At 69.8% G+C, this 21,447-nt stretch carries 19 protein-coding genes; 7 read left to right on the top strand and 12 right to left on the bottom strand.

Annotated features, from left to right (window positions below; genetic code table 11):
• Nucleotides 1–17: 17 nt before the first annotated feature.
• The 8 genes from ACFWNN_RS39480 to ACFWNN_RS39515 are packed head-to-tail and all read right to left on the bottom strand — an operon-like array spanning nt 18 to nt 6,575.
• Nucleotides 18–404 (bottom strand): metal-sulfur cluster assembly factor, encoded by a 387-nt coding sequence (locus ACFWNN_RS39480; RefSeq protein ID WP_089912772.1) that lies wholly within the window; start codon nt 402–404, stop codon nt 18–20.
• Nucleotides 401–841, bottom strand: a complete 441-nt coding sequence (sufU, locus tag ACFWNN_RS39485; protein WP_382445083.1) for a Fe-S cluster assembly sulfur transfer protein SufU — start codon at nt 839–841, stop codon at nt 401–403. Before sufU ends, ACFWNN_RS39480 begins: the two co-directional genes overlap by 4 nt.
• Before the next feature lies 1 nt (nt 842).
• Nucleotides 843–2,120, bottom strand: coding sequence for a cysteine desulfurase (locus ACFWNN_RS39490; protein ID WP_382445084.1), 1,278 nt, complete (start codon nt 2,118–2,120; stop codon nt 843–845).
• Nucleotides 2,121–2,146: 26 nt separating this feature from the next.
• Nucleotides 2,147–2,920 (bottom strand): Fe-S cluster assembly ATPase SufC, encoded by a 774-nt coding sequence (sufC, locus tag ACFWNN_RS39495; RefSeq protein WP_382445085.1) that lies wholly within the window; start codon nt 2,918–2,920, stop codon nt 2,147–2,149.
• A 32-nt stretch (nt 2,921–2,952) separates the two neighbouring features.
• A complete protein-coding gene (locus ACFWNN_RS39500) occupies nt 2,953–3,267 on the bottom strand; it encodes a non-heme iron oxygenase ferredoxin subunit (protein ID WP_382437014.1) in 315 nt (104 codons plus the stop codon).
• The gene (gene sufD, locus ACFWNN_RS39505; protein ID WP_382445086.1) at nt 3,264–4,421 is read right to left on the bottom strand and encodes a Fe-S cluster assembly protein SufD; all 1,158 of its coding nucleotides are present in this window, start codon (nt 4,419–4,421) and stop codon (nt 3,264–3,266) included. Before sufD ends, ACFWNN_RS39500 begins: the two co-directional genes overlap by 4 nt.
• Before the next feature lies 1 nt (nt 4,422).
• The gene (gene sufB, locus ACFWNN_RS39510; RefSeq protein WP_382445087.1) at nt 4,423–5,877 is read right to left on the bottom strand and encodes a Fe-S cluster assembly protein SufB; all 1,455 of its coding nucleotides are present in this window, start codon (nt 5,875–5,877) and stop codon (nt 4,423–4,425) included.
• On the bottom strand, nt 5,874–6,575 hold the full coding sequence (locus ACFWNN_RS39515) for a helix-turn-helix transcriptional regulator (RefSeq protein ID WP_382445088.1): 702 nt from the start codon (nt 6,573–6,575) through the stop codon (nt 5,874–5,876). Before ACFWNN_RS39515 ends, sufB begins: the two co-directional genes overlap by 4 nt.
• 915 nt (nt 6,576–7,490) lie before the next feature.
• On the opposite strand from ACFWNN_RS39515, the gene mptB reads away from it, so the two are divergent.
• The 4 genes from mptB to ACFWNN_RS39535 all read left to right on the top strand — a co-directional run bounded on the left by mptB (nt 7,491) and on the right by ACFWNN_RS39535 (nt 14,241).
• Entirely contained in the window at nt 7,491–9,038 is a 1,548-nt protein-coding gene (gene mptB, locus ACFWNN_RS39520; RefSeq protein WP_382445089.1) for a polyprenol phosphomannose-dependent alpha 1,6 mannosyltransferase MptB, read from the top strand.
• A gap of 83 nt (nt 9,039–9,121) precedes the next feature.
• The gene (locus ACFWNN_RS39525) at nt 9,122–12,766 is read left to right on the top strand and encodes a patatin-like protein (protein WP_382445090.1); all 3,645 of its coding nucleotides are present in this window, start codon (nt 9,122–9,124) and stop codon (nt 12,764–12,766) included.
• A 10-nt stretch (nt 12,767–12,776) separates the two neighbouring features.
• On the top strand, nt 12,777–13,307 hold the full coding sequence (locus tag ACFWNN_RS39530) for a TetR/AcrR family transcriptional regulator (protein WP_382445091.1): 531 nt from the start codon (nt 12,777–12,779) through the stop codon (nt 13,305–13,307).
• Between the two features lie 91 nt (nt 13,308–13,398).
• Nucleotides 13,399–14,241, top strand: a complete 843-nt coding sequence (locus ACFWNN_RS39535; RefSeq protein ID WP_382445092.1) for an oxidoreductase — start codon at nt 13,399–13,401, stop codon at nt 14,239–14,241.
• Between the two features lie 128 nt (nt 14,242–14,369).
• Here ACFWNN_RS39535 and ACFWNN_RS39540 read toward each other — a convergent pair whose 3' ends face one another.
• Both ACFWNN_RS39540 and ACFWNN_RS39545 read right to left on the bottom strand, forming a co-directional pair.
• Nucleotides 14,370–16,355: a glycosyltransferase gene (locus ACFWNN_RS39540; protein ID WP_382445093.1), complete on the bottom strand. Its 1,986-nt coding sequence runs from the start codon at nt 16,353–16,355 to the stop codon at nt 14,370–14,372.
• Nucleotides 16,352–16,927 (bottom strand): DUF998 domain-containing protein, encoded by a 576-nt coding sequence (locus tag ACFWNN_RS39545; protein ID WP_382445094.1) that lies wholly within the window; start codon nt 16,925–16,927, stop codon nt 16,352–16,354. The genes ACFWNN_RS39540 and ACFWNN_RS39545 overlap by 4 nt, the downstream gene beginning before the upstream one ends.
• Nucleotides 16,928–17,128: 201 nt before the next feature.
• Between ACFWNN_RS39545 and ACFWNN_RS39550 the strand changes: the two genes are divergently transcribed.
• Genes ACFWNN_RS39550 through ACFWNN_RS39560 form a run of 3 tightly spaced genes read left to right on the top strand, consistent with a single transcriptional unit; the run spans nt 17,129 to nt 19,727 of the window.
• The gene (locus ACFWNN_RS39550; RefSeq protein WP_382445152.1) at nt 17,129–18,034 is read left to right on the top strand and encodes an ABC transporter ATP-binding protein; all 906 of its coding nucleotides are present in this window, start codon (nt 17,129–17,131) and stop codon (nt 18,032–18,034) included.
• On the top strand, nt 18,031–18,789 hold the full coding sequence (locus ACFWNN_RS39555; protein WP_382445095.1) for an ABC transporter permease: 759 nt from the start codon (nt 18,031–18,033) through the stop codon (nt 18,787–18,789). Before ACFWNN_RS39550 ends, ACFWNN_RS39555 begins: the two co-directional genes overlap by 4 nt.
• A gap of 20 nt (nt 18,790–18,809) precedes the next feature.
• Nucleotides 18,810–19,727, top strand: a complete 918-nt coding sequence (locus ACFWNN_RS39560; RefSeq protein ID WP_382445096.1) for a heme A synthase — start codon at nt 18,810–18,812, stop codon at nt 19,725–19,727.
• Here ACFWNN_RS39560 and ACFWNN_RS39565 read toward each other — a convergent pair.
• The gene (locus tag ACFWNN_RS39565; RefSeq protein WP_382445097.1) at nt 19,706–20,809 is read right to left on the bottom strand and encodes an ankyrin repeat domain-containing protein; all 1,104 of its coding nucleotides are present in this window, start codon (nt 20,807–20,809) and stop codon (nt 19,706–19,708) included. The two genes, ACFWNN_RS39560 and ACFWNN_RS39565, sit on opposite strands and share 22 nt — an antisense overlap.
• Before the next feature lie 9 nt (nt 20,810–20,818).
• Nucleotides 20,819–21,283, bottom strand: coding sequence for a GbsR/MarR family transcriptional regulator (locus ACFWNN_RS39570; protein WP_382445098.1), 465 nt, complete (start codon nt 21,281–21,283; stop codon nt 20,819–20,821).
• Nucleotides 21,284–21,447 lie beyond the last annotated feature (164 nt).

Here is a 21,447-nt window from a genome sequence, read left to right on the forward strand (position 1 = left end):
TTCGACGAGGTGTCCGATCAGACGGTGAAGCCGAGTGCCCTCAGCTGCTCGCGGCCGTCGTCGGTGATCTTCTCCGGGCCCCACGGCGGCATCCACACCCAGTTGATGCGGAAGTCCGACACGAGACCGCCGCCCGTGCCACCGGTGAGGGCGGCGCGGGTCTGGTCCTCGATGACGTCGGTCAGCGGGCAGGCCGCGGACGTGAGCGTCATGTCGATGGTGGCGACGTTCTTGTCGTCGATGTGGATGTCGTAGACGAGACCGAGGTCCACGACGTTGATGCCGAGCTCGGGGTCCACGACGTCGCGCATCGCTTCTTCCACGTCGTCCAGCGCGGCGACGTCAGCCTTGGGCTCGAAGACCGGCATGCCTTCGGCTCCCCGGACCACTTCTTCGGTGCTCATGCTGCTCCCTGGCTTCGTGCTACTGCGTCTTTGAAGGCCATCCAGCCCAGCAGCGCGCACTTCACGCGCGCCGGGTACTTCGAGACACCGGCGAAGGCGATGCCGTCTTCCAGGACGTCCTCGTCGGGCTCGATCTGCCCGCGGCTCTGCATCAGCTCGACGAACGCGTCCATCTTCTTGAACGCCTCGCCCACGGGCTTGCCCACGACGAGGTCCGTCAGCACCGACGTCGACGCCTGGCTGATCGAGCAGCCCTGGCCGTCGTACGACACGTCGGAGACGATCTCGCCGTCGAGCTTGACCCGCAACGTCACCTCGTCGCCACAGGTCGGGTTGACCTGGAACGATTCGGCGTCATACGGGTCGCGCAGACCGCGGCCGTGCGGGTTCTTGTAGTGGTCCAGGATGATCTCCTGGTACATCTGCTGGAGCTGCATCTCAGGCCACCCCGAAGAACTTCTGCGCCTCGCGGACGCCGTCGACCAGCGCGTCGACCTCGTCGAGCGTGTTGTACAGGTAGAACGTCGCGCGCACCGACGACTGGGCGTTGAGGCAGCGGTGCAGCGGCCACGCGCAGTGGTGGCCGACGCGCACGGCGATGCCCAGGCTGTCGAGCACCTGGCCGGCGTCGTGGGGGTGCACGCCCTCGATCTCGAACGGCACGGCGCCGCCGCGGTTCACGGCGTCCTGCGGGCCGATCAGCCGGACACCCTTCACCGCCGACAGGCCTTCCAGCGCCGCCACGGTCAGCGCGTGCTCGTGGGCGTGGATGCGTTCCATGCCCACGACGCTGAGGTAGTCCACCGCGGCACCCAGACCGACGGCCTGGGACGTCATCGGCGAACCGGCCTCGAAGCGCTGCGGCGGCGGGGCGAACGTCGAGCCCTCCATCTTCACCAGCTCGATCATCGAGCCGCCGGTGATGAAGGGAGGCAACGCCTCCAGCAGCTCACGCCGTCCGTAGAGGACACCGATGCCGGACGGGCCGAGCATCTTGTGTCCCGAGAACGACGCGAAGTCCACGCCGAGCTTGCGGAAGTTCACCGGGCCGTGCGGAACGGACTGGCACGCGTCCAGCACCGTCAGCGCACCGACGCGTTGCGCCGCCGCGACGAGCACATCGACCGGGTTGATCACGCCGGTCACGTTCGACTGGTGCGTGAACGCCACGACCTTGGTGCGCGGGGTGATCACGCTGTCCACATCGGACAGGTCGAGCCTGCCGTCCGCGTCGAGCTTGAACCACTTCAAAGTCGCGCCGGTGCGGGCGGCGAGCTGCTGCCACGGAACGAGGTTCGCGTGGTGCTCCATCTCGGTCACGACGATCTCGTCGCCGGGACCCACGACGAAGCGCGCGGCCTCGGGACCCGAGGTCGCGGCGTTGCCCATCGCGTACGCCACGAGGTTGAAGCCCTCGGTGGCGTTCTTGGTGAACACCAGCTCGCCGAAGTCGGCGCCGACGAAGTCCGCGATGCGCTGACGCGCACCCTCGTACGCGTCGGTCGCCTCTTCCGCCAGCTGGTGCGCGCCGCGGTGCACGGCCGCGTTGTGCTCCTGCAAGAACGCTTTTTCCGCGTCCAGAACCTGCGTCGGGCGTTGCGAGGTGGCGCCGGAGTCCAGGTAGACCAGGCGCTTCCCGTCACGAACGGTGCGAGACAGGATCGGGAAGTCCGCCCTCAGAGCGGTTACGTCCAGTGGTGCTGCGGTGGTGGTCACAGCGCCTCCTCTCAACACCTACAACACTAGGAAAGGGCTGCGGCTTCCTTGGAACCCGTGTACTTCACGTAACCCTCGGCCTCGAGCTGGTCGGCGAGCTCGCGGCCGCCCGACTCGACGATCCGGCCGTTCGCGAAGACGTGCACGAAGTCCGGCTGGATGTACTTGAGGATCCGGGTGTAGTGCGTGATCAGCATGACGCCGACCTCACCGGAGGCCTTGTAGCGGTTGACGCCCTCGGACACGACGCGCAGCGCGTCGACGTCGAGACCCGAGTCGGTCTCGTCGAGGATCGCGACCTTCGGCGCGAGCAGGCCCAGCTGCAGGATCTCGTGGCGCTTCTTCTCACCGCCGGAGAAGCCCTCGTTCACCGAACGCTCGGCGAACGCCGGGTCGATGTCGAGGTCTGCCATGGCACCCTTGACCTCCTTCACCCAGTGGCGGAGGTTCGGGGCCTCGCCGCGCACGGCGGTGGCGGCGGTGCGCAGGAAGTTCGACATCGAGACGCCGGGGACCTCGACCGGGTACTGCATGGCGAGGAACAGGCCCGCGCGGGCGCGCTCGTCGACGGACATCTCGAGGACGTCCTCACCGTCGAGCGTGACGGTGCCCGAGGTGATCGTGTACTTCGGGTGACCGGCGATCGCGTAGGACAGCGTGGACTTGCCGGAGCCGTTGGGGCCCATGATGGCGTGCGTCTCGCCGGCCTTGATCGTCAGGTCGACGCCCTTGAGGATCTCCTTGGGAGCGTCCTCGCTGACGACCGAGACGTGCAGGTCCTTGATCTCAAGGGTGGCCATGACTTGCGGTTCTCCTGGTGGTCTGGCTGAAGTCAGTTCGTGGTGACGGTGACGTCGACGAACACATCGCCGTCACGGATGTCGACGGCGTAGACGTCGACCGGTTCGCTGGCGGGCGGTGACGAGGGCTTGCCGGTCTCCAGGTCGAAGCACGACCCGTGCAACCAGCACTCGATCCCCTTGCGGGAGACCTCGCCCTCGCTCAGCGACACCGCGGCGTGCGAGCACAGATCCGCGAGTGCGTGCACCCGCTCGCCCTCGCGCACCAGGACGACGTCCACGTCGTCCACGGTGGCGGCGAAGGGCTTGCGGTCGTCCAATGAGGACAGTGCACACACCTTGATCACGCGCCGACCGCCTCGAGCTCTGCCTCGATGGCGGCCTCGAGGCGCTCGCGCACCTCGGGGACGGCGATCTTCGCGATCAGCTCCTGGAAGAAGCCGCGCACGACGAGACGGCGTGCCTGCTCCTCCGGGATGCCGCGCGCCTGCAGGTAGAACAGCTGCTCGTCGTCGAACCGGCCGGTGGCGCTGGCGTGGCCCGCGCCCTCGATCTCGCCGGTCTCGATCTCCAGGTTCGGCACCGAGTCGGCGCGCGCGCCGTCGGTGAGCACCAGGTTGCGGTTGAGCTCGAACGTCTCGGTGCCCTCGGCCGCCACGCGGATCAGCACGTCGCCGATCCACACGGTGTGCGCGCCCTCGCCCTGCAGCGCGCCCTTGTAGACCACGTTGCTGCGGCAGTTGGGCTGCGAGTGGTCGATGAACGGCCGGTGCTCCTGGTGCTGACCCGCGTCCGCGAAGTACAGACCGAAGAGCTCGGCGTCGCCGCCCTTGCCCGCGTACTGCACGACCGGCGTGATGCGGACGGCGTTGCCGCCGAGCGTCACGACCGTGTGCTTGATCGACGCGTCCCGGCCGAGTTTCACGTGGTGCTGCGAGACGTGCACGGCGTCGTCGGCCCAGTCGTGGATCGCGATCACCTGGAGGTGCGCGCCGTCCGCGACGACGAACTCGACGTTCTCGGCGTACGCGCCGGAACCCCGGTAGTCGACGACGACGGTGCCCTCGGCGAACTGCGCGGCCTTGACCAGCAGGTGCCCGTAGGCGACCTGGCCCTCGCCGGCGCCCGTGATCGTCACGGTCGTCGGGTCGGACTTCGCGTCGCCGGGCAGCGTCACGACGGTGGCGTTCTCGAACGACGAGTACGCCTGCGCGGCGATGCGGTCACCGGGGACACCGGCCTTGCCGAGGCGGTCGTCGTCACGACCGACCGTCTCGACGGTGACACCGGAGGCGGCGTTCACCTCGACGGCAGCGGAACCCGTTGCCGCAGCGCCGGAGTGCAGACCGGCAAGACGCTTGAGAGGAGTGAAGCGCCAGATCTCCTCACGGCCACCCGGGACCTCGAACGCGTCCACGTCGTACGACGTGAAGTGCTCTGCGCGCGAGGCGACCGGGACTACGGCGCCGTGGGAGTGAGGTTGAGTCGACAGGGCGGCCATGTCAGCCGACGGCCCCTTCCATCTGCAGTTCGATCAGGCGGTTCAGCTCGAGGGCGTACTCCATGGGCAGCTCGCGCGCGATGGGCTCGACGAACCCGCGCACGATCATGGCCATGGCCTCGTCCTCGTTGAGGCCGCGCGACATCAGGTAGAACAGCTGGTCCTCGGAGACCTTCGAGACCGTGGCCTCGTGGCCCATCGCGACGTCGTCCTCGCGGACGTCGACGTACGGGTAGGTGTCCGAGCGGCTGATGGTGTCGACCAGCAGCGCGTCGCACTTCACCGTGGACTTCGAGTGGTGCGCCCGCTTGTTGACCTGGACCAGGCCGCGGTACGACGTGCGGCCACCGCCACGCGCCACCGACTTCGACACGATGGTCGAGGAGGTGTGCGGGGCCATGTGGACCATCTTGGCGCCGGCGTCCTGGTGCTGGCCCTCGCCCGCGAACGCGATCGAGAGGACCTCGCCCTTGGCGTGCTCGCCCATGAGGAACACGGCCGGGTACTTCATGGTCACCTTGGAGCCGATGTTGCCGTCGACCCACTCCATGGTCGCGCCCTCTTCGGCCTTGGCGCGCTTGGTGACCAGGTTGTAGACGTTGTTCGACCAGTTCTGGATCGTCGTGTAGCGGCAGCGGCCGCCCTTCTTCACGATGATCTCGACCACGGCCGAGTGCAGCGAGTCCGACGAGTAGATCGGCGCCGTGCAGCCTTCGACGTAGTGCACGTAGGCGTCTTCGTCGACGATGATCAGCGTGCGCTCGAACTGGCCCATGTTCTCGGTGTTGATCCGGAAGTAGGCCTGCAGCGGGATGTCGACGTGGACACCCTTCGGCACGTAGATGAACGAGCCACCGGACCAGGTCGCGGAGTTCAGCGCGGAGAACTTGTTGTCACCCGCGGGGATGACCGAGCCGAAGTACTCCTTGAAGAGCTCCGGGTAGTCCCGCAGGCCCGAGTCGGTGTCGACGAAGATGACACCCTGCTGCTCCAGGTCCTCGCGGATCTGGTGGTAGACGACCTCGGACTCGTACTGGGCGGCGACACCCGCGACGAGGCGCTGCTTCTCAGCCTCGGGGATGCCCAGCCGGTCGTACGTGTTCTTGATGTCCTCGGGCAGGTCCTCCCAGCTGGTGGCCTGCTTCTCCGTGGACCGCACGAAGTACTTGATCGAGTCGAAGTCGATCCCAGAGAGGTCGGCGCCCCAGTTCGGCATCGGCTTGAGGTCGAAGAGCTTCAGCGCCTTCAACCGGTAGTCGAGCATCCACTCGGGCTCGCTCTTCTTCGCCGAGATGTCGCGGACGACGTCCTCGCTGAGGCCTCGGCGTGCGCTCGCGCCGGCAGTGTCCGAGTCGGCCCAGCCGAACTCGTAGTTGCCGAGAGACGCGATGGTCTCTTCCTGCGTGAGCGGAGACTGCACCGTGGTGGGCGTGCGCTGCTCGGCAGCGGCAGTCATGCGGGCTCCCCTCCATCATCTGGGATCCGTTGAACGTTCGGGATGTGCGTCGTGCACACGGCGTGGCCGCGGGCGATCGTCGCGAGGCGCTGCACGTGGGTACCGAGGAGGTTCGCGAACGTCTCCGTCTCGGTCTCGCACAGCTGGGGGAACTCGGCGGCGACGTGGGCGACCGGGCAGTGGTGCTGGCACAACTGCTCACCCACCCCGACGTTGCGAGCCGATGAAGCGTAGCCCTCCCTGGTCAACGCGGCGGCGAGGGCCTTGGCCCGTTCGGCGGGCGTGACCTGGGCCACGATCGCCGACCGATGCCGGTCCACCAATGCGTCGACACGACTCTGCGCGAACGCCTTGACCGCTTCTTCCCCACCCGTCTGGGCGAGGAACCTGATCGCGGCGACCGCGAGGTCGTCGTAGGCGTGGCCGAACCGGGCACGTCCGGCGTCAGTGAGCAGGAAGAGCTTGGCGGGACGACCACGGCCACGTTGGGTCTGCCGGGGAGCGTCCCTGCTGATCGCCTCGCCGTCCGCGAGCAGCGCGTCGATGTGCCGGCGCACCGCCGTAGGACTGATGCCCAGCTCCTCGGCGACAGCCGCCGCGGTGACCGGGCCCTGCTCCAACAGGAGCCTGGCGACAGCGTGCCGAGTCTTGCCGTCGTGCTGGTGCACGGCGTCAAGATGGGTCTCGGCGTTTTTCACAACACCAGTGTTGCGTATTTAGCCGGAGGTCGCAAAGATCGCGGTCACAGGGTGACCTGACTCACGGTGGAGGCCGCCTGCCAGGGCGGTTGAGGGCCGCTCGTCCGGGGTGGACGGCGGGCCGGGCGGAGTGCGAGGGGCCAGGCACGGCGGGAGCAGGCACGGCGGCGGGCGGGACGGGCCGGGCAGGCGGGGCGAGGCAGGGCAGGCGGGACGGGCCGGGCAGGCGGGGCGAGGCAGGGCAGGCGGGACGGGCCGGGCAGGCGGGGCGAGGCAGGACGGGGCGAGGCCTGGGGTAAGGCGGGGCTGGGGCGCGATAGGCGCGGGCGGGGTGAGGCGAGGCCGAGCCGGGCACGGCCAGGCGGGACGAAGCGTCGGGCGAGGTTGCCGAGCGCAGCGGTTGGGGCGTGGTAGCTGAGCGCAGCGGTCGGGGCGTGGTAGCTGAGCGAGTGGGTCTGTGGTGAGCCAAGACGGGTGGGCCTTGCCGGGTACCAATGGCTTTAGGGGATGCGAAGCCGAAGGCGAGCCCGTCTGAGCGCAAGGTCCGCGATGGCGCAGCCGAGCTACCTTGCCGCAAGCGCAATGCCGAAGGCGAGGCGTCCTTCCTGGGCGCACCACGGCAACCGGTAATGACGTGACGTACCAGCACAAACGCAACCACGCACGCTTGAGATTGGGGCTTGACTTTGGGTGCGAGGTGCTAGCTTCTCGAGCTCGGCCGGGCGCTTTTCAGCCCGGCCTTTTCCGGCCGATGAGCGCCTCGCAAGGGCCCCGAAGTCAAGCCCTAATCTCTATCGTCGCGCAGCGGCGATGACGTAACCAAAGCTCGTCCAAGGTCTTTGCACCCAAACCCGACCCGCACGAGTAGTGACGTCCCGGCACACCCCCACCACCCCCGCTGGATACGCTGCCCGCATGCCCACCAACGGCGGAGCCGTGACTCCGGAGAGCGACCTCTTGAACGGTCGAGAGCGTCGCCAGCTGGACATCGTCCGCCGCTGGGGCACGATCGGCGCACTCCTCCTGACCGTGGGCAGCCTCGGCGGCGGCGCAGCCCCCATCTACTCCCCGCTCTACGGCGTCCCGGTCCTGGGCCTGTTCTCCAGGATGCCCAGCGTCGCCATGGGCGTCGTGTGGACCGGCATCTTCATGATCGTGTCCGCCTGGCTGGCCCTGGGCCGCTTCGTCAAACCGGGCAGACCGAGACTGATCTCCCGCGGCCAGATGGACCGCACGCTGCTGATGTGGACCGTCCCGCTGGTCTTCTGCGTGCCGATGTTCTCCAGGGACGTCTACTCCTACCTCGCCCAGAGCGAGATCGCGGCCAGGGGCCTCGACCCGTACGAGCTGGGGCCGGCCAACGCGCTGGGCGTCGACCACGTCCTCACCCGCGGTGTGCCGAACATCTGGCGGGAGACGCCGGCGCCGTACGGGCCGCTCTTCCTCGCGTTCGGCCGGTTGACCGCGATGCTCACGGGCGACCACGTGGTGTCCGGCGTGTTCGTGCACCGGCTGCTCGTGCTGGTCGGTCTGGGCATGATCGTGTGGGCGCTGCCGAGGCTCGCCGCCAGGTTCGGGGTGCCGCCGGTCGGCGCGTTGTGGCTGGGGGCGCTCAACCCGTTGGTGTTGTTCCACATCGTCATCGGCGTGCACAACGACGGGCTGGCGCTCGGGCTCATGCTGGTCGGCCTGGAGCTGGCCATGCGCGGGCTGGAACCGCTGAAGTGGTCGTGGATCGCTTTGGGGGCCGGGGTCATCGTGTGCGGTGCGATGGTGAAGATTCCGGCGATGGCCGCACTCGGGTTTCTCGGGGTGCTGGTCGCGCGGAAGCTCGGCGGGCAGTTCAAGCACCTCGCGCTGGTGGCCGGGGCGATGGCGGGCATCGCCGCGGTCGGGGTGGTGGCCATCTGTCTGGGGACCGGGTTCGGGTTCGGGTGGCTGGAGACGCTGAACGTCGCGTCCACCGTCAAGTCGTGGATGTCGCCGCCCACCGCGCTCGGGTTCCTGGGGGCCGGGACCGGGATCATGCTCGGGCTCGGCAACCACACCGAGGCGATGATCGCGTTGACCCGCATGCTCGGGCAGGCGGTGTCCGTGGTGATCACGGTGGCGTTGTTGTGGAGGAGCTTCAAGGGGCGGATCAAGGCCATGAACGGGCTCGGGGCCGCGCTCGGCGCGATCCTCGTGCTCGGGCCGGTGCTGCAGCCCTGGTACGTGTTGTGGGCGATGTTGCCGCTGGCCACGGCGGTGGTGGGGCCCAAGTTCCGGATGTTCGCGATGGTGGTGTCCGCGATCATCGCGGTGATCCTGCCGCCCACCGGGTCCGCGTTCGACGGGCGTGCGTACACGGTGCCGCAGGCGGTGGCCGGGGCGATCATCACGTTCGCGGTCTGCGTGCTGATCGCGCGCAAGCGGGTCGGGCCGTTCCTCAAGTCCGACCCGGCCGGTGGCGGGCACGTCTGACAGCCCGATCGGGCCAGTAACCCCGAACCTCCGGCGGGCGACCTCCTCTCAGTAGGAAGATCTACGCCGGGAGGGGGTGCGGCATGAGCGAGACCATGGCGCGCGAAGAGGTCCGGTTCGCGGTCGTGCTCAACGGGGGTGTGAGCCTCGCCGTCTGGATGGGCGGCGTGGTGCTGGAGCTCGACCGGCTGACCAGGCCCGGGTCGGTCTACCAGCCGTTGCTCGACCTGGTCGGGTGCACCGCGCGGGCGGACGTCATCGCCGGCACGTCGGCCGGTGGGATCAACGGGGCCGCGCTGGCGTTGTCGCAGGTCAACAAGAAGGCGGACCTCAGCAGGCTGCGGGACCTGTGGGCCGAGCAGGGGCGGATGGAGCAGCTGCTGCGCACGCCGTTCCGGGGGCAGCCGGCGTCGTTGCTCAAGGGCGACGAGTTCTTCCTGCCCCGGCTCCAGGAGGCACTCGCCCGGCTGACGACCGACTTCGAGCCGACCGAGGCCGACGAACGCCCGATCGACCTGCGGATCACCACCACGCTGCTCGGCGGCGTCCCCACGATCACCTACGACGACCTGGGCCAGCCGCTGACGCAGTCGGTGCACCAGGGGTCGTTCTCGTTCCGGCGTGACCCGTACGCGTGGGTCTCCGAGGACACCCGCGACGACTTCGCGCCCGGCACCATGAACGACCGCGTCAACCAGCTCGCGCTCGCGGCACGCAGCAGCGCCAGCTTCCCGTTCGCGTTCGAGCCGAGCTTCATCCCCGTCGGCGGCCAGGCCACGCCGGACCGCCCGGACATGGCGGACGTCGCGAACTGGGCCAACGGCGGCGACCGCAGCCGGTTCGCCGTCGACGGCGGCGTGCTCGTGAACACGCCCACGAAGGAGGCGCTGGAGGCCATCGACCGGATGCCCGCGGACGGGCCGGTGCGGCGGGTGATGCTGCTGGTCTTCCCGCACGCCGAACCGCTCGGCTCCGAGCCCGTGGCCGACACCGTCGACAAGTCGATGACGACGGTCGCGTCCGGCGGCAAGCTGCTGAGCGCGATGTCCAGCCAGGCCAACAGGACCTACGTCGAGAAGATCGAGGAGCACAACCGGCGCGCCGCGAGCAGCAGGGGCGGCCGGATGGCGTTGCTGGATCGCCTGCACGCCAACGGGGACGACGTCGTCGGCGAGGTGTACTCGTTGGCGGACAAGCTCTTCGGCCACTACGAGGACGTCGAGATCCGCCTCGCCGCCCGGCAGGTGACGGCGCAGCAGTTCGCGCTGCCCAAGGGGAACCCGGCGAACTGGTCGTTCGAACGGGCCCGGCGCGCGGCGGAGACCGCGCAGCGCAAGTGGAAAAAGCAGCACGGCGTCTTGCCGTACGTGCCGGGCGTCAAGCTCCCCGACCTCGTGTGCCGCGAGGACACCGGCTGGGAGTGGGGCATCACCATGGCCGAACGGCTGGGTGCATCGGCCCTGGACCTGCTCAAACGGCTGGTCTGGGTCGCCCCGGACGGCAAGGCCGAGGAGATCGCCGCCGCCCGCCGCCAGCTGCACCAGGTCCGCGCGGAGCTGCGCCGGCTGCGGACCGAGCTGTTCGACTGGAAGCCGTCGGACTCGCTCGGCGAGACGTACTGGACCGGACGCCTCGCGAGCTACCACGAGCACATGATCGACGGGCACCTCGGCCTGGAGGTCCGGGCGCAGGTCACCGAGATCGGCCGGATCGTCGGCGCCGCCCAGGACGTGATCACCGGACTGGCCGCCGACCGGCTCAAGCTCGGCGGTCTCCTCTCCTGGAACGCCCTGCTCGGCGCCCCCGCCACGACCGCGGAAGCGGGGCTGGAGGACGGCGAGCGGTGGCTGGCGCGGCTGCTGGCGCTGGAGATCGCGGGCACGTGCCTGTCCGACGACGCCTCGACGGGCCTGGACACGCCCGTCGAACTCGTCCAGGTGTCGCTGCAGACGCGCAACGCGTTCGCGCAGCAGTCGGTCACGGCCGATGACAAGGCCGGTGGAGCGTCGCTCTCCCGCTTCTCGGGTTTCCTGAAGCGGTCGTGGCGGGTCAACGACTGGATCTGGGGCCGCCTCGACGGCGCGACGATGCTGTGCCGCGTGCTGTTCGACCCGCGCCGCCTGCGCCGCATGGACACGCTCGGCCGTCCCGCCGACGACCAGCGCACGCCCGAACAACGCGCCGCGGCCGTCGTCGACGAGGTCGTGTCGGCGATGTTCGGCCTGGAACTGCCGATCCAGGTCGCGGCCTGCGCCGAGGAGGCCAAGAAGGAGCTCGCGGACATCTACCAGACCGAGAACGAGCTCTCACCGTCGTCGATGAAGCTCGCCGAGCTGGCCGCGTGGGGCCTGCACTGGCGGATCATCTGCGAGGAGCTCCCCCGGCTGCGCGCCGCGATCATCGCCGACCGCGGTGACGGCGCGGACAAGCGGTCGAGGGGCGAGCTGTTCCTCGAAGAGCACGCGGACATGTTGACCCGCCTCGAATATCCCGACCAGCACACGGTCACGCTCGGCATGTCGGCGCTCAACGCGTTCGACCGCGCCGGCATCGGCCGCGAGCCGCTCACCCAGGAGGCGGCGTCGGACCAGATGATCCGCACGGCCGCGACCGCCGCCGCCGTGGCCGTCACGGTCGCCGACTCCGAACGGTCGGGGCTCGCCGCCGTCCGCCCGGTGACGCGGGTGGTGCGCGGCGCGGCGCTGCTCCCCTACTGGACGATCACCGGCCTCACCCGCGGCGGGAACCTGGCCCAGTTCCTGGGTCTGCTGGGACTCGCGGTCGGCGGCGCGCTGGTCGTGATGGCGTTGTTCGGCATGCTGCCCGCGTGGGCCGCGGGTCCGGGCGCGGCGATCGGCGCGGCGAGTCTGCTGGGCGCGTTCGGGTACGCGGCGCTGCGCAGCGGCACGATGCTGCACGGCCTGGTGCTCCTGTCACCCGTGATCCCGTTGGTGGCCATAGCGGTCGACCGGCTGCCCGACGACCGCGCGGAGATCACGACCGGCACGGTCACGGTGGCGGGTGTCGCGTTCGTCGTGGCGGCGTTGCTGGTGCTGGGCTCGCTGCCGTCGCCGATCCGGACGCCGTTGGCGGTGCTGGCGGACTTCCGGCCGTGGCGGCTGATCAGGCGCCGCTGGAAGCAGGCCGCCGTCGCGGCGGTGGTCGTCGCCGGCGTCTGGGCGATCTGGCGGTTCGAGCTGCACACCAAGCCGTGGCTGGTGATCCCGACGTCCGTCCTGTGTGGAGCGTTCGGCGTCTGGATGGCGTTGTCCGGCGGCAAGTCCCTGCAACGCTGGCGCCGCGTGGAAGGCGTGTGGGGCACGGAACGCGCCGAGCCGCCCGCCGCCGCCACCGCGGGCTGGGCCGTGGTCTACGGCGTGGCGTACCTGGCCGCCGCCGACGTGCTGCTGATCATCGGCCCGCGCGGCTGGGGCTGGCAGGCGGTGATCGGCACGGCGCTGGCGTTCGGCCTGACGCTGCTGCTGATCACCTCTTGGTACGTGCCGCGGATCGAACGGCGCCGCATCCGCGAGCAGCTCGTCGAGGAGGCCATCCCGGCGATCTACCCGGCCGGTTCCGACGTCGCGGGGCTGCTGCGGGAACGGCTGGAGGGGCACGCGTCGCTCTACCGGTTCATGGTGACCGGCCAGGGCGACCACCCGGAGGAGCTGCGCCTCACGCAGACCGGACTGCTTGTCGCGCAACGGATCGAGGCGAAGCTCCGGTAGCTTGGTCCGGATGAGGGCTGACGGGACGCGCAACGTCGAAGCGGTGCTGCGCGCGGCGGCACGGGTCTTCGCGGCGGACCCGCACGCGCGGATCCCGGACGTGGCCGCCGCGGCGGGCGTGGACCGCCGCACGGTGTACCGCCGCTTCGACTCGCGCGAGGAACTGCTGCTCGCCGTCTACCGCGCCCGGCTCGACCAGCTGGAGACGTTGATCGCCTCGACGCTGGACGACCGGCCGGTGCGGGAGGCGCTGCTGGCGTTCGCCGAGGGCGGTGTCGCGCTGAGCCGGGAGTGGCCGGTGGACATCCGCGCGGTGGCCGATCCGGACGTTCAACGGCGGCGCGTCGAGCTCGACGACCGGATGTCCGCGTTCCTCGCGAGGGCCGAGGAGGCGGGCCTGATCTCGTCCGGCCTGCCTTCCGGGTGGGCGTTGCGGACGTTGCAGACCCAGCTGCACACGGCCGCGCAGGAGATGCCCGACCTGCCGCCTCCGGAGGCCGCCGCGCTGGTCGTGGCGACGTTCCTGCACGGCGTCGGCTGAGGTGTGACGCGGGCCATGCCCTGGTCCGGGCATTTTCTGGCCGCCTTGGGCGTCATAAGTGTCATAGAAAGTGACACTTATGGAGGTTCTGATGGCTCAGACGTGGCTCATCACCGGTGCGTCGCGCGGGTTCGGCCGTGAGCTGGTGCTCGCCGCCGCAGAGTCGGGTGCCCAGGTCGTGGCGACGGCTCGCCGCCCTGAACAGCTCGAAGACCTGGTGGAGCGCTTCCCGGACCGGGTGCGCGCGGTGGCCCTGGACGTGACCGACGCCGAGGCCGCCGCCCACGCGGTGTCGGTGGCGGTGGCGGAGTTCGGTTCGCTGGACGTGGTCGTCAACAACGCCGGGTACGCCAACAGCGCGCCCATCGAGGAAATGGCCGCCGCCGACTTCCGCGCCCAGGTGGAGGCGAACCTGTTCGGCGTCGTGAACGTGACCCGCGCTGCCCTGCCCGTGTTGCGGCAGCAGCGGTCCGGGACGTTCGTGCAGTTCTCGTCGGTGGGTGGCCGCGCGGGCGGCACGCCGGGGATGGGCGCGTACCAGACGGCGAAGTTCGCGGTGGAGGGCTTCTCCGAGGTGCTGGCGAACGAGGTGGCGCCGTTCGGGGTGCGGGTGGTGATCGTGGAGCCGGGGGCGTTCCGCACGGACTGGCAGGGTTCGTCGATGGTCCGCCACCAGGTCGGGCCGGACTACGAGGAGAGCGTGGGGGCGATCAACCGGTTCCGGGACGAGACGGACGGGGTGCAGCCAGGGGATCCGGCGCGAGGGGCGCGGGTCGTGGTGGACGTGGTGGGATCGGACGCTCCGCCGCGCCGGTTGGTGCTGGGGGCCGCGGCGGTGGAGCACGTGCTGGCGGCCGAGGCCCGGCGCAGTGCGGAGACGCGGGAGTGGGCGGAGGTCAGCGCCTCGGCCGACTTTCCCGCCGACGAAGCCTGAGCCACGCCACCAGCTCGCGGCACGCCAACAGCCCGGCCGGTGAACGTGGCCGGGCTGTGGCTCCTTCCCCCTGCTGCTGCCGCGCCCCCGCTTCGCAGCAGTCCCTGCGTCCCCCTGCTCCCCCGAGCTCAGGCAGCCAGCGCGATGACCGGCACCGTCTGGCCCATCGCCCGTGCGTACAGCGCCTCGAACCGCTCCAGCGTCGCGGCCAGCGCGTGGTGCGAGATGATCTCGCTGCTGGAGGCGCCCATCCGTGCGCGCATCGGCTCGTCGTGCACCAGCGTGTGCAGGCGCTGGGCCAGCTGGTTCACGTCGCCCGGCTCGAACAGCCAGCCGTTGCGGCCGGGGTGCACGAGGTGCGGCAGCGCCATGGCGTTGGCGGCGATGACCGGCTTGCCCGCGGCCATGGCCTCCATCGTGGCGAGGCTCTGCAACTCGGCGACGCCGGGCATGACGAACAGGTCGCAGCGGGCGTAGGCGTCGAGGAGCTCGTCCTCGGACACGAAGCCGTGGAACCGCACGCGGTCGGTGATGTCGAGGTCGCGGGCCAGCAGCTCCCACTCGGCCTTGCAGGTGCCGTCGCCGACGATCTCGCCGAACGCGCCGGGCACGCGGGCCAGGGCGCGCAGGAACTCGTCGACGCGCTTCTCCTCGTCCAGGCGGCCGACGAACAACGCGGTCGGGCGGTCGTTGTGGGTGACCGAACGCTGGTAGCGGTCGATGTCGATGCCGCACGACACCGGGACGGCCGGGGTCGGGAACCCGCTGTCGTGCAGCAACTGCACGGCGCGCGGGGTCGGGGCGGTCACGACGTCGGCGCGGCCGAAGACGCGGGCCAGGTCGCGGTAGGCGAACTTGCGGGCCATGCCCTGCAGGAACGCCGGCACGTGGGCGTGGCTGAACAGGTTCTCCGGCATGAAGTGGTTCGTCGCCATCGTCGGGATGCCCTCGGCGACGGCCGCGTTAAGCACGAACCGGCCCACCACGAAGTGCGCCTGCACGTGCACGACGTCCGGCTTCAGCGACTTGACCAGCGCGGCGGCCTCCTTCGACGCCTGCCACGGCAGGCAGAAGCGGAAGTCCGGGTAGAACGGCAGGCGGTGCGATCGGAGCCGATGCACTGTCACGCCTGGGATTTCCGTCGCACGGGGCGAGTCCGGGGCGATGACGTGCACGTCGTGGCCACGCTCGGCGAGACCGACCGCCAGGCGCTGCGCGAAGCGCGCGGCACCGTTGACGTCCGGCGGGAACGTGTCGGCGGCGATGACGACGCGCAGCGCGCTGGAGGTGTTCACGGGGAGCTCCGTTCGGATGTTTTCACGAGGTTGACGAGCGAGTGCGAACACGCCGCAAACGGCGGCGAGAGCGCAGGCGAACAGCGCGACACCGGTCAAAGGAGACAAATGCGCGGCTTCGCCGAGCAGGAACGCGCCGAGGCCCACGGCGACCAGTGGGTCCACCACGGTCAGGCAGGCGACGGCCAGGTGCGGGGGTCCGCCGGCGTAGGAGTGCTGGACGAGCCAGCCGCCCACGGCGAGCGAAAGGGCGATGCCGAGCACGGACGCGAGGTGCGAGAGCCCGAACCCGCCTTGCTGCACGGACTGCGAGACGGCACGCATCAGCACCGATACGTAGCCGTATGCGACGCCACCGGCTGATGCGAACGCCACGGCACGGATGCGTGCGTTAGGCGTAAGGGCTGCGACGAGGCCAGGCACCGCGATCAGCCCGAGAGTCACCAGTCCGGCCGTGAGCTCGACATCGGGCACGACCTTCGTTGCGGTCGCACTGCCCGACGCGAACCACACGAACGCACCCACACCCACGGTCGTGAGCAGGATCGCCGGCAACTCGCGGAAACGGCGGTCCATCAACGCCGTCATGCCGATCGCGAGGACACCGATCGGTTGCACGACCGTCAACGGCGCCATGCCCAGCGCGGCGGCGTGCACGCCGGCACCCGCGATGAGCAGCGCCAGGCCGCCCAGCCAGCGGGGTTGGCGCAGGACACTGGCCCGTGCGCCGGTCTCGGCGACCGCGTCGTGCTGCAACCGGGCCGCGAGCGCGAAGCACACGGCGCCGAGCACGGCGAGCGTGATGGCGAGCAGGGTCATGACGTGCGCCTCACCTGTAGTGCCGCGATGGCGAAAAGCAGGACGTAAAGAGATGCGAACAAAACGCGTTCCGTAAGTCCGCGCGCTTCGAAACCGCCGAAGGAAACGTGACTCACGAGAAACGCCGCGCTGGAGATGGTGGCCGTTGTTGCGATACCGAGCAGGGCCGGAAACTGACGGGCGATGAGCACCCCCGCGGCTGGCAGGGCCACGAACATCACCGCTCCGGCGTACCGGTGGATGTAGCCCGACATCGAGGTCGGCGCTCCCGTCGGATCGGTCGGGAAGATCGTCGCCACGGTCAGTCCTGCCGACCAGATGCCGATCAACCACTGCGCTGACCTGCCTACACCGCGCAGGTTGACGGCGAGCAACGCCGAGACGGCCGCGAGACTAAGAGACGTCGCCGCGAGCCAGCCCGTGCCGTTGTCGACGAACACGTAGTCGCTGATCACGTCCGAGACCGGGTTGAGCTGCCCTGCCGACATGACATGCAGGTAAAGAATCGGAACCAGTGAGAACACCAGTCCCCCGACCACCAGGCCTCGCCTTTTCGCCCCCGCTTCGACCACGGGAAAAGTCTCTTTCGATCGGCGTGATCAACCAATGGGGAACTCCCCCGACGTGACCCTGAGGTGTCCCTGAGGTGCCGGGGTAGGGCTAGCCCCACCTTTTTCAGCCCTGCTTCAGGAATGGGCCGAATGACCCAACTGAGTGCCGGGCGCTCCGACCGCCTAGGCTGCGTGCCTGTGAGCCCGAATCCCCAGCCTGCGGTGGAAGTGTCGGGGCTGGTCAAGAGATACGGCTCGAAGACCGCCGTCGACGGCCTCGACCTCGTTCAGCAGCCCGGCACCGTTCTCGCCCTGCTCGGGCCCAACGGCGCGGGCAAGACGACGACGGTCGAGATCTGCGAGGGCTTCCGCCAGGCCGACGACGGCACGGTGCGCGTGCTCGGCCTCGCGCCCGGTTCCGAAGCACTGCGGCCGCGCATCGGCGTGATGCCCCAGGGCGGCGGCGGTTATCCCGGCATCCGCGCCGAGGAGATGCTGAACCTCGTCGCCGCGTGTGCCGCGCACCCCCTCGACCCGAAGTGGCTGATCGAGGTCCTCGGTCTCGGCGGCGCCGCGCGCACCCCGTACAAGAGGCTCTCCGGCGGCCAGCAGCAACGGCTTTCGCTCGCGTGCGCGTTGATCGGACGCCCCGAGCTCGTGTTCCTGGACGAACCGACGGCGGGCATGGACCCGCAGGCGCGCCGGCTGGTGTGGGATCTGGTGGCGGCGTTGAAGGACGACGGTGTCGCCGTGCTCCTCACGACGCACCTCATGGACGAGGCCGAGACGCTCGCGGACGACGTCGTGATCATCGACGAGGGCCGCGTCGTCGCGCAGGGCACTCCCGCCGAGCTGACCGCGAACCGGCCGGACGACCAGCAGCTGCGGTTCCGCGCGCGGCCCGGTCTCGACCTGACGTTGCTGTCCGCCGCACTGCCCGAGGGGCTGAAGGTGCGCGAGGCGACGAAGGGCTGCTACGTCGTGGAAGGCCTGATCGACCCGCAGGTCGTGTCGACCGTCACGTCGTGGTGCGCGCAGCAGGGCGTGCTGGCCGAGGAGCTGACGGTGGCCAAGCGCAGCCTCGAAGACGTTTTCCTGGAGCTGACCGGCAGGGAGCTGCGCTCGTGACCACCTTCGCTCCCGGCACCTTCAAGCCCGCGCCCGGCCGCGGTTCGTTGCCCCGCATGCTCTTCACGCACGCGCGCACCGAGGCGATGCTGACGTTGCGCAACGGCGAGCAGATCCTGCTGACCGTGATCATCCCGCTGGCATTGCTGGTGGCGTTGTCGCTGATGTCGGTGATCCCGATGCCGGAACCGCGGGTCGGGTCCGCGACTGCCCGGATCTTCGCGCTGGCGATCATTTCGAGCGCTTTCACCGGGCAGGCCATCGCGTTGGGCTTCGACCGGCGTTATGGCGTGCTGAAGCGGCTTTCCGCGTCGGCACTGCCCCGGTGGCTGCTGGTTGCCGGACGGGTCTGCGGCGCTCTCGTGGTGGTCGCGATCCAGATCGTGTTGTTGGCGGTCACGGCGTTGCTGCTGGGCTGGCGGTTCCCGTTGGCCGGGTTGCCGTGGGTCGTGCTGCTGATCGTGTTGGGCACGTTGACGTTCGGCGCGTTGGGCGTGCTGCTCGGCGGTGCGTTGCGCGCGGAGATCGTGCTGGCGCTGGCGAACATCATCTGGTTCGTGCTGCTGATGGTCGGCGGTGTCGCGTTGTCGGTGCCGGTGTCGTTCGTGCACCTGTTGCCGTCGGCGGCGTTGGCTCAGGCGCTGGAAACCTCTGTGGTGCACGGCACTGCCCCTGGTGTGGGCCCTGTCGCAGTCCTCGTGGCCTGGGGCGTTGTGGCGGGTGCATTGGCCACCCGGACGACGAAGCTGACATAACGACACCTACGATCGGGGGCGTGTCGAAGCTGACCGCCTTCCTCGTGTCCTGGCAGCGCGCTTTCGCGATTGCCGTCGTCATCGCGCAGGCCGGGATCGCGGTCACCGGCTCGATCGTCCGCGTCACCGGCTCCGGGCTCGGCTGCCCGACGTGGCCGCAGTGCGTCGAGGGCAGCGTCGTCCCGGTGGAGCACCCCGAGGTCGCCGCGCTGCACCAGTGGGTCGAGTTCGGCAACCGCACGCTGACCGGTGTCGTCGGCGTCATCGCGGGCCTGTGCGTGCTGGCCGCGTGGTTCCACCTCCCCCGGCGCCGCCGGGTGCTGGTGCTGTCGCTGGTCCAGCTCGTCGGCGTGGCCGTGCAGGCGGTGGTCGGCGGGATCACCGTGCTGACCGGGCTCGCCTGGTACACCGTGTCGATCCACTTCATGATCTCGATGGGTCTGGTGTGGATGGCCGTGCTGCTCGTCAGCTCGCTGCGCGAGGGCGACGGTCCCGCCCGGCTGAAGGTGCCGGCGCCGTTGATGAAGCTCCAGGTCGTGATGGCGGTCGTGCTCGGCGCGTTGCTGCTCGCGGGCACCTGGGTCACCGCAGCCGGTCCGCACGCCGGGGACGCCTCGACGCCGCGCCTGGGCGTGGAGGTCGCGACGCTCGCGCAGATCCACGCCGACCTGCTGTTCCTGTTCCTGGGCCTGCTGATCGCGGTCGGGTTCTTCCTGCGCACCCGCGCCTACTGGACACTCGTCGCCGTCGTGCTCGCGCAGGGCGTGCTGGGCATGGTCCAGTACTGGACCGGTGTGCCCGAGGTGCTCGTGTCGATCCACGTGCTGGGCGCGGGTGCCGTTGTCGTTGCCACGGCGGCGCTCTGGACGTCCAGCCGGGAGCGGACGCACGAGGTCGAGCTGCCCGCTTCCGACGATCAGGCGCTCAGCAAGGCCTGAGCGTCGCCCTGGTCGTTGTGGCCCGCCCAGTTCGCGGGCGTGGCCTCGAAGTTGGCGTCGGTGATGGTCCGGTCGGCGCCCGCGTCCAGCAGGATCCTGATCACCGGCAGGTGGCCGCGTTCAGCGGCGAGGTGCAGCGCCGTGACGCCCTCGCCGTGCATCGGGCCGCCGAAACCCGTGCGGCGGTTGGGGTTCGCGCCCAGGTCGAGCAGCGTGCGGGTGGCGTTCTCCAGCCCGCACCAGGCCGCCCACGCGAGCGCGGTGCCGCGGTAGACGTCCGCGTCGATCCTGGCGCCGCGCTTGAGCAGGTCGCCGAGGACCTCGGTGCGGTCGTTGCGGGCGGCCCACGACAGCGCCTCGTCCAGCACTTCCTGCGGGTCGTTCGTCGGCCACCAGCGCGGGAAACCGCTGTGCGGCCGGTAGTAGCCGCGGTTCGCCTCGGGTTCGGTGGCGAGGTCGAGGTCGCCCAGTCCGGCGGCGGTGCGCAGGTTCGGCGGGTGGATTCCGTGCTGTGCCAGGAGTTCCGCGGTCTGCCGGTTGCCCCAGAACAACGCGACGGTGAGCGGGGTACCGCCTTCGCCGCGCGCTTCGAGGTCGGTGCGGGCGTCTCGGCTCAGAAGCAGCTCGGCGAGGTGCGGCTGGTTCGCGTAGGCCGCCTGGTGCAACGCCGTCCAGCCGTGGACGTTCTGGTGGTCGATGTCGGCGCCGTCGTTCAGCAGCACCTCGACGAGCCGTTCGTCGCACTTGGCGGTGGCGAGGCCGAGCAGGTCGTTCCCGTTGGTGCCGCTGGCCTTCACGAGCCACGGGTCACGCGTGATGATCGCCTTGAGCTCGCCGGGGTTCTGCATCTCGATGGCCTGGTAGGCGCGGGCGAACGGCCGCGGCTTGCGGATGTTCGCCTTGAGGGCCTTCCAATCCTCGCAGCCGTGGGCCTGCGCGAGCACCATGTGCGCGCCCTCGTCCGTCAGCGGGACGTCGTCGAAGACCTCCAGCGCGCCCGGCACGCCGTCCCACGCGGAGGCGAGCAGTCCGCGCGCTCGCTCCTCGTAGTACTCGATGTCATCGCGAAACGGGTGCCACATGGCACCACGCTACTTCGGTGCGGCGGGCCTGCGCTCCCACAAAGCGGGCAGTTCCTCTGAGAGCCAACCGTAGAGGTTGTCGACGGCCTTGAGCCGCTGCGCCCGCTCGGGGTCGCCGCTGAGCAACCGCATGCCGTCGTCGGTCAGCAACTGGACGCTCGCGATGGCGGTGAACTTGCGCTGGATGAAGTCCGTCCAGGCCTTCTCGTTGATCCGGTACTCGGCCGCCTGCCGGCCCCGGCGCGTCCGCTTGGTCACGAGGCCGACGTTGACCAGGTACTTCAGGTTGGTGCTGATCGACCCGCTGCTCGCCTCCAGTTCCTGGGAGAGTTCGGCGGCGGTGCGCTCGACCGGCTGGCAGACCAGCAGGTACCCGAGGATGCGGCCACCGATCAGCGGGATGCCCTCCTCGGCGAAGTGGGCCGCGAACCGCTCGATCCAGGCCGACAGCCTGGTCTCCCGCCCGACGCTCATCAGTGATCCCTTTCGGTCGACACTGAAACTATCGTAGCGATCTTGTCAACGGGCGCGGGCAGAGCGGACCAGCACGCGACCGCGGGTGGTCACGCGCTGGGACACGGGAGGTGCTGCCAGAAGTTGCCGGAGTCCCGCCAACGCAGGCGGGCGGGCGTTCACAA

The sequence above is a fragment of the Lentzea sp. NPDC058450 genome (assembly GCF_042721395.1).
In the GTDB taxonomy this organism is placed as follows: domain Bacteria; phylum Actinomycetota; class Actinomycetes; order Mycobacteriales; family Pseudonocardiaceae; genus Lentzea.